The organism is Sulfitobacter sp. 1A15258 (assembly GCF_043557045.1).
GTDB lineage: Bacteria > Pseudomonadota > Alphaproteobacteria > Rhodobacterales > Rhodobacteraceae > Sulfitobacter > Sulfitobacter faviae.
The window spans coordinates 327,630-341,494 of record NZ_JBIFFK010000001.1 but is presented as its reverse complement, the minus strand read 5'-3'; the positions used below and the strand labels follow the sequence as shown (position 1 = coordinate 341,494).

At 61.9% G+C, this 13,865-nt stretch carries 16 protein-coding genes and 1 tRNA gene; 11 read left to right on the top strand and 6 right to left on the bottom strand.

The genetic code is table 11. From position 1 onward, the window contains the following. The first annotated feature begins 12 nt into the window (after positions 1-12). Entirely contained in the window at positions 13-462 is a 450-nt protein-coding gene (locus tag ACGYK9_RS01695) for a DUF4442 domain-containing protein (RefSeq protein ID WP_394407836.1), read from the top strand. A gap of 27 nt (positions 463-489) precedes the next feature. On the opposite strand, the gene ACGYK9_RS01690 is transcribed toward ACGYK9_RS01695, so the two are convergent. After that, positions 490-566 (bottom strand) — tRNA-Ile (locus tag ACGYK9_RS01690). A gap of 128 nt (positions 567-694) precedes the next feature. Between ACGYK9_RS01690 and purM the strand changes: the two genes are divergently transcribed. From purM to rnd, 3 genes are all read left to right on the top strand, one after another. Beyond that, positions 695-1,741, top strand: a complete 1,047-nt coding sequence (gene purM, locus ACGYK9_RS01685; RefSeq protein WP_394408952.1) for a phosphoribosylformylglycinamidine cyclo-ligase — start codon at positions 695-697, stop codon at positions 1,739-1,741. Continuing rightward, positions 1,738-2,334 carry a phosphoribosylglycinamide formyltransferase gene (purN, locus tag ACGYK9_RS01680; RefSeq protein ID WP_394407834.1) on the top strand — a complete coding sequence of 199 codons (597 nt, stop codon included), beginning with the start codon at positions 1,738-1,740 and terminating at the stop codon, positions 2,332-2,334. The genes purM and purN overlap by 4 nt, the downstream gene beginning before the upstream one ends. Positions 2,335-2,413: 79 nt before the next feature. Next, positions 2,414-3,571 (top strand): ribonuclease D, encoded by a 1,158-nt coding sequence (gene rnd / locus ACGYK9_RS01675; RefSeq protein WP_394407832.1) that lies wholly within the window; start codon positions 2,414-2,416, stop codon positions 3,569-3,571. Between the two features lie 58 nt (positions 3,572-3,629). Here the strand turns inward: rnd and ACGYK9_RS01670 are convergent, their stop codons facing one another. Then, positions 3,630-4,148, bottom strand: a complete 519-nt coding sequence (locus ACGYK9_RS01670; RefSeq protein ID WP_394407830.1) for a hypothetical protein — start codon at positions 4,146-4,148, stop codon at positions 3,630-3,632. A gap of 126 nt (positions 4,149-4,274) precedes the next feature. Between ACGYK9_RS01670 and ACGYK9_RS01665 the strand changes: the two genes are divergently transcribed. Then, a complete protein-coding gene (locus ACGYK9_RS01665; protein ID WP_394407828.1) occupies positions 4,275-4,685 on the top strand; it encodes a SufE family protein in 411 nt (136 codons plus the stop codon). Between the two features lie 3 nt (positions 4,686-4,688). On the opposite strand, the gene ACGYK9_RS01660 is transcribed toward ACGYK9_RS01665, so the two are convergent. After that, positions 4,689-5,333: a DUF1638 domain-containing protein gene (locus ACGYK9_RS01660; RefSeq protein WP_394407826.1), complete on the bottom strand. Its 645-nt coding sequence runs from the start codon at positions 5,331-5,333 to the stop codon at positions 4,689-4,691. 55 nt (positions 5,334-5,388) lie between these two features. After that, entirely contained in the window at positions 5,389-6,087 is a 699-nt protein-coding gene (locus ACGYK9_RS01655) for a B12-binding domain-containing protein (protein ID WP_067266651.1), read from the bottom strand. A 201-nt stretch (positions 6,088-6,288) separates the two neighbouring features. Here ACGYK9_RS01655 and ACGYK9_RS01650 point away from each other — a divergent pair, with 201 nt between their 5' ends. Further along, positions 6,289-7,365: a PA0069 family radical SAM protein gene (locus ACGYK9_RS01650; protein ID WP_394407824.1), complete on the top strand. Its 1,077-nt coding sequence runs from the start codon at positions 6,289-6,291 to the stop codon at positions 7,363-7,365. Positions 7,366-7,368: 3 nt separating this feature from the next. On the opposite strand, the gene bmt is transcribed toward ACGYK9_RS01650, so the two are convergent. Together bmt and ACGYK9_RS01640 are read right to left on the bottom strand one after the other, a co-directional pair. After that, positions 7,369-8,382 (bottom strand): betaine--homocysteine S-methyltransferase, encoded by a 1,014-nt coding sequence (bmt, locus tag ACGYK9_RS01645; protein WP_394407822.1) that lies wholly within the window; start codon positions 8,380-8,382, stop codon positions 7,369-7,371. A gap of 138 nt (positions 8,383-8,520) precedes the next feature. Further along, a complete protein-coding gene (locus ACGYK9_RS01640; protein WP_209217756.1) occupies positions 8,521-8,838 on the bottom strand; it encodes a DUF1476 domain-containing protein in 318 nt (105 codons plus the stop codon). A gap of 167 nt (positions 8,839-9,005) precedes the next feature. Here ACGYK9_RS01640 and purC point away from each other — a divergent pair, with 167 nt between their 5' ends. Genes purC through ACGYK9_RS01615 form a run of 5 tightly spaced genes read left to right on the top strand, consistent with a single transcriptional unit; the run spans position 9,006 to position 13,850 of the window. Continuing rightward, a complete protein-coding gene (gene purC / locus ACGYK9_RS01635) occupies positions 9,006-9,767 on the top strand; it encodes a phosphoribosylaminoimidazolesuccinocarboxamide synthase (protein WP_067266657.1) in 762 nt (253 codons plus the stop codon). Between the two features lie 48 nt (positions 9,768-9,815). After that, positions 9,816-10,046 (top strand): phosphoribosylformylglycinamidine synthase subunit PurS, encoded by a 231-nt coding sequence (gene purS, locus ACGYK9_RS01630; protein ID WP_067266658.1) that lies wholly within the window; start codon positions 9,816-9,818, stop codon positions 10,044-10,046. Then, the gene (gene purQ / locus ACGYK9_RS01625; protein ID WP_394407819.1) at positions 10,046-10,714 is read left to right on the top strand and encodes a phosphoribosylformylglycinamidine synthase subunit PurQ; all 669 of its coding nucleotides are present in this window, start codon (positions 10,046-10,048) and stop codon (positions 10,712-10,714) included. The genes purS and purQ overlap by 1 nt, the downstream gene beginning before the upstream one ends. 36 nt (positions 10,715-10,750) lie before the next feature. Further along, positions 10,751-12,511 (top strand): ATP-binding protein, encoded by a 1,761-nt coding sequence (locus tag ACGYK9_RS01620; protein WP_067266661.1) that lies wholly within the window; start codon positions 10,751-10,753, stop codon positions 12,509-12,511. Positions 12,512-12,515: 4 nt separating this feature from the next. Next, the gene (locus ACGYK9_RS01615) at positions 12,516-13,850 is read left to right on the top strand and encodes a sigma-54 dependent transcriptional regulator (protein WP_067266663.1); all 1,335 of its coding nucleotides are present in this window, start codon (positions 12,516-12,518) and stop codon (positions 13,848-13,850) included. The last annotated feature ends 15 nt before the right edge of the window (positions 13,851-13,865 follow it).

Genomic DNA, 13,865 nt, shown 5'->3' with positions numbered 1-13,865 from the left:
CGGAGCGCAGCGATGACCCCCTATGACATGATCAAAGCCCATCTCGACACGGCCGTGCCCTTTGCCGCCCATGTCGGGGTGAAACTGCTTGAGATCGGAGACGGCACCGCCGGCGCCGAATTGGTGCAGCGGCATGAGACGTCGAACCACATCGGCACGCAGCACGCCGGCGCGATGTTCACGCTGGGCGAAGCCGCCTCGGGGGCTGCCATGGCGGGGGCTATTGCGCCGGTGATCATGGACATGCGCCCCGTGGCGGCCATGGGGCAGATCACCTTCAAGAAGATCGCCGAAGGCACGCTGACCGCCTTTGCCAAAACCTCGCGCCCCGGGGGTGACCTGCTGAGCGCGCTGCAAGAAGACGGCAAAGTCGCCTTTGACGTGGCGGTCGACATTCAGAACGAGGCGGGTGAGACGGTGGTCGAGATGCAGGTGAACTGGCACGTCAGCGCCAAACGGTGACGGCCACGAAAGGCGGGGGCGGAAGTATGGTAGGCCCGGCAGGACTTGAACCCGCAACCAAAGCGTTATGAGCGCTCTGCTCTAACCAATTGAGCTACAGGCCCGCCATGAGCGTTTGGGTATGACGCCGCAGGCCGAGCGTCAAGACATTAGCTGCACCAAATGATTGCAGTGGGCCGCGCAATACTCTAACCCCGCGCGCAAGGGAAAATGCGCGCCGGGGGCCATGACCATGACAAAATCCGACAACGGAATCACCTATGCCGAAGCAGGCGTGGATATTGACGCAGGCAACGCGCTTGTAGAGCGGATCAAGCCGGCGGCGAAATCCACCGCGCGGCCCGGCGTCATGTCTGGCCTTGGCGGCTTTGGCGCGCTGTTCGATCTGAAAGGCGCAGGGTTCACGGACCCGGTGCTGGTCGCCGCGACCGATGGCGTGGGCACCAAGTTGCGCATTGCCATCGACACCGGTAATGTCGACAGCATCGGCATTGATCTGGTGGCCATGTGCGTCAACGATCTGGTCTGCCAAGGGGCGGAGCCGCTTTTCTTCCTCGACTATTTCGCGACCGGCAAACTGGAGCTCGACAGCGCCGCGCGGATCATCGAAGGCATCGCCAAGGGCTGCGCCGATTCCGGTTGTGCCTTGATCGGGGGCGAGACGGCTGAAATGCCGGGCATGTATCACGCGGGCGACTTCGATCTCGCTGGTTTCTCGGTCGGCGCGATGGAGCGGGGAACCGAGCTGCCGCGCGACGTGAAAGAGGGCGACGTGCTCTTGGGCCTGCGGAGCGACGGGGTCCATTCCAACGGCTACAGCCTTGTGCGGAAGATCGTTGAACGGAGCGGTCTGGGCTGGAGTGACGATTGCCCATGGGGTGAAGGTGATCTCGGCAATGCGCTGCTCACACCCACGAAACTCTACGTCAAAGGCGCCGTCGCGGCTCTGCGCGCGGATGCCGTCTCGGCTCTGGCGCATATCACGGGCGGTGGCCTGACCGAGAACCTGCCGCGTGTCCTGCCCGTGGGGCTGGCTGCTGAGATCGACCTCCATGCATGGGAACTCCCGCCGGTGTTCAAATGGCTGGCCGCCGAAGGGGGCATGGCCGAGGCCGAGATGCTCAAGACCTTCAACGCCGGGATCGGCATGGTCGCCGTGGTTTCCGCCGACAAGGTCGAGGCCGCCAAGGCCGCCTTTGGCGAGGATGGCCATAGCGCGATTGAGATCGGGCGCATCACCACCGGCAATGGCGTCACCTATTCCGGTGCGCTGCTTTGACCAAGCGGGTTGCGATTTTCGTCTCGGGCGGCGGCTCCAACATGCGGGCGCTGGTCGAGGATATGACCGGCGACCATGCAGGCCGCCCCTGTCTGGTGCTGTCGAACAACGCGGATGCGGGGGGGATCGCTTGGGCGCAGGGGCAGGGGATCGCGACCGAAGTGGTCGATCACCGCCCCTTCGGCAAGGACCGCCCGGCCTTTGAGGCGGCGCTCAGCGCCGCGCTTAAGGCCCATGCGCCTGACATCATCTGCCTTGCTGGTTTCATGCGCAAACTGACCGAAGGGTTTACCGATGCCTGGGCCGGGCGGATGATCAACATCCACCCTTCGCTATTGCCGAAATACCGCGGGCTGCACACCCATGCCCGCGCGCTGGACGCTGGCGATACCGAACATGGCTGCACCGTGCATGAGGTGACCGCCGCACTTGATGACGGTCCGATCCTTGGTCAGGCGCGCATCCCCGTCCTGCCCGGCGACACGACCGAGAGTTTGGCCGAGCGGGTGCTGGTGCAGGAACACCGCCTCTACCCCGCCGTGCTGCGCCGTTTCGCCGCTGGTGGGCGAGAGCCGGTCCTTCTCACGGGCTGACGCTGGTCAAACCCTCTCGCGTGATGTACCTCTTTGGCAAAGCCCGATGACCGGGCGTGCAACATGTCAAAGAGCATATATGAAAACCATCACCACGACCGCCGACCTCGCGCAATTCTGTGAAGAGGCTGCGCGCCATGATTACGTGACCGTCGACACGGAATTCCTGCGTGAGCGGACTTATTACTCCAAACTCTGCCTTGTTCAGCTTGCCATGCCCGGCACCGATGACAGCAACGCCGTGTTGGTCGACCCTTTGGCCGATGGCATCTCGCTTGAGCCGCTGTACGATCTGTTCCGCGACACGTCGGTGGTCAAGGTCTTCCACGCCGCGCGGCAGGATCTCGAGATCTTCTATGTCGATGCCAAGGTCTTTCCCAAGCCGCTGTTCGACACGCAAGTCGCCGCGATGGTCTGCGGCTTTGGGGAACAGGTGGGCTATGAGACCTTGGTGCGCAAAATCGCGCATCAGTCGCTCGACAAGACCTCGCGCTTTACCGATTGGTCGCGCCGCCCGCTGACCGAGGCGCAGAAGACCTATGCGCTGGCCGACGTGACCCATCTGCGCCAAATCTACGAATTTCTCGCCCACAAGCTTGAACAGACCGGGCGTGCGCGGTGGGTGGCCGAAGAGCTTGAAACGCTGCTCAGCCCCGACACCTATGTCACCCAACCGCAGGATGCGTGGAAACGGGTCAAGACCCGGACCAATTCGCCCAAGTTTCTGGCGATCGTCCGCGAGTTGGCGGCCTTCCGTGAGGATTACGCCCGCAGCCGCAACATCCCGCGCAACCGGGTGTTCAAAGATGACGCGCTGGTCGAATTGGCGAGCCTCAAGCCGTCGAATGGCGAAGAGTTGAACCGCGCCCGGTTGCTGCTGCGTGAAGCCCGCAAGGGTGAAATCGCCGAAGGCATCCTGAAAGCCGTGGCCGCAGGCGTGGCCTGCAAACCCGCCGACATGCCGCAGCCCGACCGCAAACGCGACAAGCTCCAAGTGAACCCGGCGCTAGCCGATCTTCTGCGCGTGCTGCTCAAGGCCAAGACCGAGAGCGCGGGCGTTGCCGCCAAGCTCATCGCCTCGGCCAGCGATCTCGACATGCTCTCGGCGGGGGAGCGTGACGTGCAGGCGCTGCGCGGCTGGCGACATGAAGTCTTTGGCGCCGATGCGCTACTGCTCTGCGAGGGCAAGATCGCCTTGGCCGCTGATGGCAATGACGTGAAAGCCGTCAAAGTCTGAAACGAAAAGAGCCGCCCGATCAGAGGCGGCTCTTTCTCAATAGAGGGCATGCGGCGTCTTAGCGGCGAGAGACCAGCGCGTTTAGCTGCCCTTCGACGCGAATCTCACGCACGCCGGCCAGCATCTGATCGGTCAGGCGACGCCCGGCAATCACTTCGCGCGTGGGGCGGCTGCCTTGCGGGGTGGCCTTGTCGGGCCGGACCCCTTCCAAACGATAGGTCAGAACACCGTGTACGGGCGTCTCATCCGGGGTCGCGGGGGTCAGGCGCACTTTGTAGATGCCTTGGCGTGCCGCCAGCCCGGTGGCGCGCAGAATCGCACCGCCCGGCACCGGCTCAATGGTCAGATCGGTGATCTGCTCGAACGGGCGCCCCTCATAGGTGTCGACCTCAACCGCGCGCCGCGCGAACAGCCCGCTGCGCTGCGGGATCAGGGGGTTCGTGCTCTCCGCCGGGGCGGCCTCCACCGAACGGGCGGGGCCGAACCAATTCAACGGATTGATGCGACTGTCACGGACCGTGCCGCAGGCGGATACCAAAAGGGTCGAAGCCAAAAGAGCGAGGATTGTCTTGCGCATGGGAACCGCCGTTAAGTTTACTTGCCTTGTGCTACCCCATCCCGCCAGCCTTGGGAAGGGGGTGGACCTTTGCCCATCGGCATCCTACCTGTCACGCAATGGAATTCACCCAAAGAGAGTGCACAGATGGCGACGCCTGCCTTTGAAGAACTGGTCGAGGATTTCGAGTTTCTGGACGATTGGGAAGACCGTTATCGTCATGTGATCGACCTTGGCAAAGCGATGGAGCCATTGCCCGAGCCGCTGCGCGTGCCCGCGACCAAGGTCGATGGCTGTGCCTCTCAGGTTTGGCTGCACGCGCAGTTCGAGGGCGGCAAGCTGCATTTTGACGGGGCCAGCGATGCGATGATCGTTTCGGGGCTGATCGCGGTTTTGCGCAAACTTTACAACGACTTGTCGCCCGCCGAAGTGGGCGGCGTCGACGCCAAAGCGGAACTGGCGCGGCTGGGTTTGAACGATCACCTCTCGGCGCAGCGGTCCAACGGATTGCGCGCGATGATCGAGCGGGTGCGCGAGACGGCCGCTCAGGAAGCGTAGCGATCAAAGGGCGCGCAATGCGCTCTCCAAATCACCGTAACCCGTGAAGCGCCGCTCGAACGCAAGGCCGAGCCGCGCGGCGCAGTCTTGGGCCTTTTCGGTCAGCGCCGGGTCATCCGTCTGCGCCTGATAGACCAGTTTTTCGTAATTTCCGAAATACATGTCGCGCAGCTCGGGATGCCGGTCGAGGCCCATGGGTTTGATGATGAAAGCGTCGAACTGCCGGACCAGAAAATCGGTGAGGTAGAAGGTGGTGATCTCATCTTCGGCGGTTTTGGCGAAGCTATCGTTGCCTTGGAAAAAGCTGTAGCAATGCGGCCCGGCGACCATTTGCACGCCGAGTTCTGCGCAGGCGCGTTCCAGCCCGCCGCCCGTGCCGCAATCGGCGTAGACAACAAAGAAATCGTCGTAATCCGCACGGTGTTTGGCGACCGTATCACGCACCGCCTGCGTAATCTTTGCCGGGTAGAGGTGATATTTCGCGGGCAGGCAGGTCAGGTCCAGATGGGTCCAACCGTTGGCGGCTTTCAGATCCAAAATCTCACGCGCCAGTGCCCCGCAGGCGATCAGCAAGATACGGCCCGCGCGGGTGGGCGCGAGCCCGTCTTGGGTCAGGGTTCGGTCATCTGGGAGCGGGGTGTCATCCATGCCGATACCATCGCATGTCACCGCGCCCCAAGCCAAGCGGGCAGGGGCGAGAGGCTCAGGCGTTGGCCGAATTATGTCGACGGCCCATCCAGTCTTTCGCGGTTTCAACCGCCACGGCAGCGTCGCGGCAATAGGCATCGGCACCGATGGCCTTGCCGAATTCCTCGTTCAGCGGCGCGCCACCGACAAGCACGATATAGTCATCGCGCTTGCCCTGTTCGACCAGCGTGTCGATCACCACTTTCATATAGGGCATGGTCGTGGTCAGCAGGGCGGACATGCCAAGGATATCGGCCTTTTCCGCTTCGAGCGCTTCGAGATAGGCTTCGACCGCGTTGTTGATGCCCAGATCGACAACCTCGAAACCCGCGCCTTCCATCATCATGCCGACGAGGTTCTTGCCGATGTCGTGAATGTCGCCTTTGACGGTGCCGATCACCATCTTGCCCACGCGCGGCGCGCCAGTTTCCGCAAGCAGCGGTTTGAGGATGGCCATGCCGCCCTTCATCGCATTGGCGGCCAGCAGCACTTCGGGCACGAAAAGGATACCGTCGCGGAAATCCGCGCCGACGATGGTCATCCCGCCGACAAGCGCCTTGGTCAGGATCTCATAGGGTTCCCACCCGCGGTCGAGCAGGATTTGCACCCCTTCTTCGATCTCTTCCTTGAGACCGTCATAGAGGTCATCGAACATCTGCTGGACCAGTTCTTCGTCGTCCAACTCGGCCAGGATGATATCGTCTTCTTCCGACATGGTGTTTCCTTCTGCTGGGCGTGCAGGTGCATGACACTTGAGCCCTTGTCTCACGGAATGTTGGCGCCGGGGTCGCGGTTTGCGACATCGGCCGCGCCTTGCGCGACGCATTGGGGGCAAACTACTGCTTTTTGCGGTGTAAGGACAAGGGTTTGCACGAGGTTACTTGCCGATGTTCGCGCAATGTTCTAACCTTCTTTCATGGATAGGGAAGACCAGCGATTCCGCGTGCTTGGCCGCGCGGCAGGCAGCAATGATGCGGGCCGGTTTGAGCGTCATAGCCGCGTCGCCGAAGATGACGGTTGGGCGCGTGACGAGGTGCTTCCGGTGCTGCGCACCCAGACCAGTATCGAAGTGCCGCGCCGGGTGATCACCTACAACCGCTCGCCGGATTTGCCTTTCGACCGCTCGATCAACCCCTATCGCGGCTGTGAACACGGCTGCGTTTATTGTTTCGCGCGGCCCAGCCATGCCTACCTCGGCCTGTCGCCGGGCTTGGATTTCGAAACCCAGTTGATCGCCCGCCCCGAAGCGCCGGACGTTCTGGCGCGGGAGCTGCGGTCGAAGCGCTATCAAGTCGCGCCCATCGCCATCGGCACAAACACCGATCCCTATCAGCCGATCGAAAAGACCCATGGCATCATGCGAGAGTGCCTTGAGGTGTTATCGGCGTTCAATCACCCGGTGGCGATCGTCACAAAGGGCAGCCTGATCGAACGCGACATCGACATCTTGGGCGACATGGCAGGGCGCGGATTGGCGGCGGTCGGCATTTCGGTGACCACGCTGGACGCAAAGCTGAGCCGCTTGATGGAGCCGCGCGCGCCCGCGCCGCAGCGGCGGTTGCAGGTGATCCGAAAACTGTCGGAAGCAGGGATCCCGGTGCGGATCATGGCATCGCCGATGATCCCGGCGCTGACGGACCCGGAGTTGGAGGCGATCCTCACCGGCGGACGCGACGCCGGCGCGCGGCATGCAAGCTGGATCATGCTGCGCCTGCCGCAAGAGGTGTCGCCGTTGGTGCAGGACTGGCTGGCCACCCATTACCCCGACCGGGCCGAGCGGATCATGGCGCGGTTACGCGATATGCATGGCGGAAAGGAATATGACGCGGGCTGGCATAAGCGGATGCGGGGCGAGGGGCCATATGCGCAGATGGTGGCGCAACGTTTCGATCTGGCGGTGAAACGTTTGGGGCTGGCCCGTTCCGGCGTGCCGCTGCGCTGTGATCTGTTTCGACCGCCCTCCGAAAAGGGCGATCAATTGAGCTTGTTCTGAGCCTCAGCCCCGGCGACGCCCGCGGCGCGGCGCGCGGGTGGGGCCTTGGCCATCGGTGCCATCGCTTTCGGAAGAGAAATCACCGATCTCTTCACGGATCTGCTCCAACGTCGGGGCCGGGCCTTTTTCGGTGCTGTCGAGCGCCTCGCGCATGGCGACCAGATGCTCGGGCAGGGTGCCGCAGCAACCGCCGATGATGCTTGCGCCTGCGTTGCGGGCCATCACCGCATAGCGCGCCATCAACTCGGGCGTGCCGTCATAGTGGATGTGGCCTTCGACGTATTTCGGGATGCCTGCGTTGCCTTTCGAAATGATCGGTAGCGTGCCGTTCTTCGCGGCAAAGCCAAGCACGGTGCGCAGCAGGTCAGAGGCGCCGGTGCCGCAGTTGGCACCATAGGCCAGCGGCATGTTGTCGAGCCCATGCACCAAGTCGACCATCCCTTCGGAAGTCAGCCCCATCATCGTGCGGCCCGCGGTGTCAAAGCTCATCGTGCCACACCACGGCAGACCGGCAAGCTGGAACCCCTCGGCAGCGGCACGGTATTCTTCGGGGGCGCTGATCGTCTCTAGCCAGCCGATATCGGCACCGCCTGCCTTGAGCCCATCGGCGGTCTCGTGGAACATCTCAACGGCGAGGGAATGCGACAGGGTGCCCACAGGCTCCATGATCTCACCCGTGGGGCCGACAGAGCCTGCAACGATCACCTTACGCTCGGCAGTATCGGCCACTTCGCGCGCCAGTTCGGCGGAGACGCGGCTCAACTCATGCACGCGGTTCTGCGCGTCGTGCAGCTTGAGACGGGCGGCATTGGCACCGAAGGAATTGGTCAGGAACAGATCGCTGCCCGAATCCACCGCGAAACGGTAAAGCTTGGTGATCTTGGCAGGCTCGTCGGTGTTCCACAATTCGGGCGCATCGCCCGACATCAGCCCCATGTTGAACAGATTGGTGCCCGTGGCCCCATCGGCGAGCAAACTGCCCTTTTCAGCGAGAAGATCGGTGAATGCGTTGCTCATGGGGGCTCCTGTTGGGTCTGGGAATTTCGCCTGATGTCATGGCGGCCACTTGGGGGCAATCTCATAATATTCATCTTCATTATGAGGGCAGGCGGGAAGGCTGCACCGCGGTGCTAAGACCGGGGCGCAGGGGGGGGGTCAGCTTGTCTCGCTCAGCAATTGCGCCTTGGCCTCGGCCATCAGGCTTTGCATCTTGCCGCGGATCGTCGCCTCATCCGCGCGGTCGCCCAGATCGCCCGAGACTTTGCGATAAACGTCTTCGTCGCCCGCCTCTTCGAAATCAGATTTCACGACCTCTTTGGCATAGTCCTCGGCGTCGCTGCCGGATTTGCCCAAAAGTTCAGCAGCCCAGAGGCCCAGAAGCTTGTTGCGCCGCGCCTCGGCGCGGAATTGCATGTCCGCGTCGTGGGCGAACTTGCTTTCAAAGGCATTTGCGCGGTCGTCAAAATTGCTCATGGCAGGTCTCCGATTGCTGTTGTTACCCGTTTGATATGCGAACGCCTGCCCGTTCTCGCAAGTGGCGGGGCAAAGGTGGCGGGCCATGCTTGCAGCAGCGGGGTGCTTGCACTAAGAGAAGCGCAAGCGGCGGGGATGTTCCCGGCCCCCTGTTGGAAAGGATGCCCATGGCCCGGCGCAACAAGATCTACGAAGGCAAGGCAAAGATCCTCTATGAAGGTCCCGAGCCCGGTACGATCGTTCAATATTTCAAAGACGATGCCACGGCCTTTAACGCCGAGAAGAAAGCCACGATCGAAGGCAAGGGCGTGTTGAACAACCGCCTGTCCGAGTTCTTTATGACTGGCCTGAACAGCATCGGCGTGCCGACGCATTTCATCAAACGCCTGAACATGCGCGAACAGCTCGTGCGGCAGGTTGAGATCATTCCGCTGGAAGTAATCGTGCGCAACTATGCCGCCGGTTCCATGTCCAAGCGCCTTGGCATCGAAGAAGGCACACAGCTGCCGCGCCCGATTGTCGAATATTGCTACAAGGACGACTCGCTCGGCGATCCGCTGGTGACAGAAGAGCATATCGCCGCATTCGGCTGGGCCAGCCAGCAAGACATGGACGATATTCTGAGCCTTGCGTTGCGGGTCAATGACTTCATGTCGGGCGTGATGATGGCCGTGGGCATCAAGCTGGTGGACTTCAAGATCGAGATTGGCCGCGTTTACGACGGTGATTTCCAGCGTCTGATCGTTGCCGATGAGATCAGCCCCGACAGCTGCCGCCTGTGGGACATCGAAACGGGCCAGAAGCTCGATAAAGACGTGTTCCGCCGCGATCTGGGTTCGCTCACCGATGCCTATACCGAAGTGGCCAAACGCCTTGGCGTCATGCCCAAGAACAACGCGCCGGTGACCAAGCCGACGCTGATCAACTAACGCGGCTTCGCCGTTCAATTTGCAGATGTTACAAAGGGGTGTCGCGCCATGAAAGCACGGGTGCATGTGATGCTGAAGAACGGGGTGCTCGACCCTCAGGGCGAAGCGGTTCGCCACGCGCTCGGAGCCTTGGGCTTTGACGGGGTGAACGGTGTGCGTCAGGGCAAGGTGATCGAACTTGACCTCGCCGAAGGCACCTCCGAGGCTGATGTGAACGCCATGTGCGAAAAGCTCTTGGCCAATACGGTGATCGAATCCTATTCGGTGGAGCTGGCCTGATGCACGCAGCGGTGGTTGTCTTTCCCGGGTCCAATTGCGATCGCGACCTTGCCGTGGCTTTCAAAGCCGCGGGCGCCAAGGTCTCCATGGTCTGGCACAAGGACAGCGAACTGCCGCAAGGCGTTGATATCGTGGGGATCCCCGGCGGGTTCTCCTATGGCGATTACCTGCGCTGCGGGGCCATCGCCGCGAATTCGCCGATCTGCCGCACAGTGGCAGCCCATGCGGAACGGGGCGGCTATGTGCTGGGGATCTGCAACGGTTTTCAGGTGCTGACCGAAACCGGCCTGCTGCCGGGCGCGTTGCTGCGGAACGCAGGGCTAAAGTACATTTGCAAGACTGTCGGCCTCAAGGTTGAGACCACGGCGAGCGATTACACCTCTGGCTACACCGCTGGTCAGGTCATCGACATTCCGATCGCCCACCACGACGGCAACTATTTCGCGGATGACGAGACGATTGCGAAACTGCGCGGCGAAGATCGCGTGGCCTTTAGCTATGCCGAGAACCCGAATGGCGCGCGCGATGACATCGCGGGCATCCTGTCGGAAAACCGCCGGGTGCTGGGCATGATGCCGCACCCTGAGCGGGCGGCGGAAGCGGCGCATGGCAATACGGATGGGGCGGCGCTCTTCCGCGCATTGACCGGTGCTTTGCAAACCGCCTGACTTGAGTGCGGCGCGCGGAGCGCGTAGGTTGCCGCGATGAGTGATACATCCGGTTCCGAAGGCAATAGCATGGCCGTATCCTGGCGGGTGCGGTTCGCCATCGCGGCGCTGATGATCCTCGCCGTGGTGACCATTTCGATCACCAACAAACTGCTGACCGACCGTTTTACCGAAAGCACCCGCAACCGCGCCGAACTGCGCATCGCGCTTTATAGCGGCAACCTGCTGGCGGAACTGCGCCAGAATGCCATCGTGCCGCAGCTTTTGGCCCGCGACCCCACCTTGATCGGGGCGCTACAAACGGCGGATTATTCCCTGTCGACGCAACGGCTTATCTCCTTCGTGGAAGAGATTGGCGCGGCCTCCTTGATGCTTTATGACATCGACGGGCGCACGGTGGCGGCGACCGACCGCAACCGTTTGGGATCTGCGCATAAATCCGAGCCTTATTTCGTCGACGCCATCCGCTCCAACGCGACGATCTTTTCGACGATTGAGCGGGAGCAGGGCGGCTATCGTTTCCTCTATTCGCGGCGGATGCAGTCGGGCGGCACGACCCTTGGCGTGATCGCGGTCGAGGTCGACTTGCAGAAGTTCGAGCGCGCATGGGCCGGGATTTCCGATGCGGTGATCGTCATGGACAGCACCGGGCAGATCATCCTCGCCACCGAGCCGCGCTGGCGTGGCCTGACCGAACCCGAAGCCCTAGCCAATCACACGCCGCAAAGCGCCATCGAGCGCGCCATCCAAGCCACCACCGATTGGACCGCGTTGCCGCCCGACGCCTATTTGCAGGGCGAAGCGGTGATGCGTCTGGAAAACCGGATCCCGTTCCGGGGCTGGCGGATGAGCAGCTACACCACCTATGCCTCGGTCCGCGAGAAGGTGAACGGCGTGCTGGCGCTTGAGGTGATGGGTTTTGCGATCCTGCTGGCCTTGGCGTTCTACTTCCTTAGCCGTCGCACGGCCGGAAGGCTGGCGATCTTCCAACGGGAATCGGCAAAACTGCGGGCGCTGAACCTTGCCCTGCAACGTGAGATTGCCGAACGAAAGCGCGTGCAACAGACCCTCGCCGTAGCCGAGCAAACCCTTGAACAGTCATCGAAACTCGCCGCCTTGGGCGAGATGTCTGCCGCCGTCAGCCATGAGTTGAACCAACCGCTTGCCGCGATGAAGACCTATCTGGCGGGCGCGCGGTTGTTGCTCAATCGCAACCGGCAAGATGAGGCGCTATCGTCCTTTGGGCGGATCGACGATCTGATCGAACGGATGGGCGCGATCACCCGGCAGCTGAAATCCTATGCCCGCAAGGGGCAGGAGGCTTTCTCTCCGGTCGACATGGGCGCGGCGCTGGCATCGTCCCTGTCGATGATGGAGCCACAATTGCGCCAACGACAGGTCCAGATCAGCCGGATTCTACCCGATAATCCAGTCATGGTGATGGGAGACCGTATGCGGATCGAGCAAGTTATGGTAAACCTGTTAAGAAACGCATTAGACGCAACAAAATCGGAACGAAACCCTCAGGTGGACATTATACTATCAGCGGGGGAGACGGCGACATTGACCGTGCGCGACAATGGCCCGGGGATCGAAGACTTGGACGCGCTGTTCGAACCTTTCTACACGACCAAACAGCCCGGCGATGGCGTTGGGCTGGGTCTTGCCATTTCATCGGGGATCGTGAACGACCTCGGCGGAAGGCTAACAGCGCGCAACGGACAGAACGGTGGCGCTGTTTTTGAAATGCAACTGCCCATATTGGCAGATGAAACGAAGATAGAAGCGGCGGAGTGAACGCATGGCTCAGGCAATGAAAATCGCGATTGTAGATGACGAACAGGACATGCGGCAGTCGATCAGCCAGTGGCTTGCCCTTTCGGGCTATGACACGGAAACCTTCGGCAGTGCCGAGGATGCGCTCAAGACATTGGGGCCCGATTATCCGGGCATCGTCATTTCCGACATCAAGATGCCGGGCATGGACGGGATGCAGTTTTTGAAAAAACTCATGGGCAGCGACTCGGCCCTGCCGGTCATTATGATCACCGGCCATGGCGATGTGCCGATGGCGGTTGAGGCGATGCGGGTGGGCGCGTTCGATTTCCTCGAAAAGCCCTTCAACCCCGACCGGATGAGCGAGTTGGCCAAGAAAGCCACCAACGCGCGGCGGCTGGTCATGGACAACCGCGCGCTGCGGCGTGAACTGTCCGACGGCGGCCAGTTAATGAAAAAGCTGATCGGCCAATCCCCGGTGATGGAACGCCTGCGCGAAGATATTCTTGATCTGGGGCAGGCCGATGGGCATGTGCTGATCGACGGGGAAACCGGGACGGGCAAGACTTTGGTCGCCCATGCGCTGCACGCCGTAGGCTCGCGGGCAGGCAAGAAATTCGTGCTCGTCTCTTGCGGCGCCTTGGAGGAAGAAGCGCTGGCCAAGCGCCTATTCGGCCCGATGCAGCCCGAAGACGCGCAACTGCCCGCCATCGAAGAAGCCCGCGGCGGCACTTTGGTTTTGGAGGATATCGAAGCGCTGTCCGAGCAGCTCCAAGCCCGGCTGCTAAGCGCGATCAACGAGCAGGGCACCCCGGCGGAGACGCGGATCGTCGCCATCTCGAACCTGCAAGAGGCAGGGCGCACCTCGGAAGACGCGCTGCGCTCGGACCTGTTTTATCGTCTGGCGGCCCTGCGCATCACCGTGCCCCCGCTGCGCCAACGGGGCGAGGATATTCTGACGCTCTTTACTCGGTTGAGCGATCAATTCGCGGATGAATACGGTTGCGAGGCGCCTCAGGTTAGCGCGCAAGAGGCGGCACAGCTGTTGCAGGCGCCTTGGCCCGGCAACGTGCGTCAACTCATCAACGTCGCCGAACGCGCCGTGCTGCAATCGCGCCGCGGCTCGGGCACCATTGCCTCGCTGTTGATGAGTGACCATGACGAAATGCAGCCGGTGATGACCACCGAGGGCAAGCCGCTGAAAGAATATGTCGAAGCCTTTGAGCGTATGTTGATCGACAACACCATGCGCCGCCACAAGGGCTCGATCGCCAGCGTCATGGACGAGCTCTGCCTGCCGCGCCGGACATTAAATGAGAAGATGGCGAAATACGGGTTGCAGCGGTCAGATTACCTCTGACCGCGCCCCACAAGC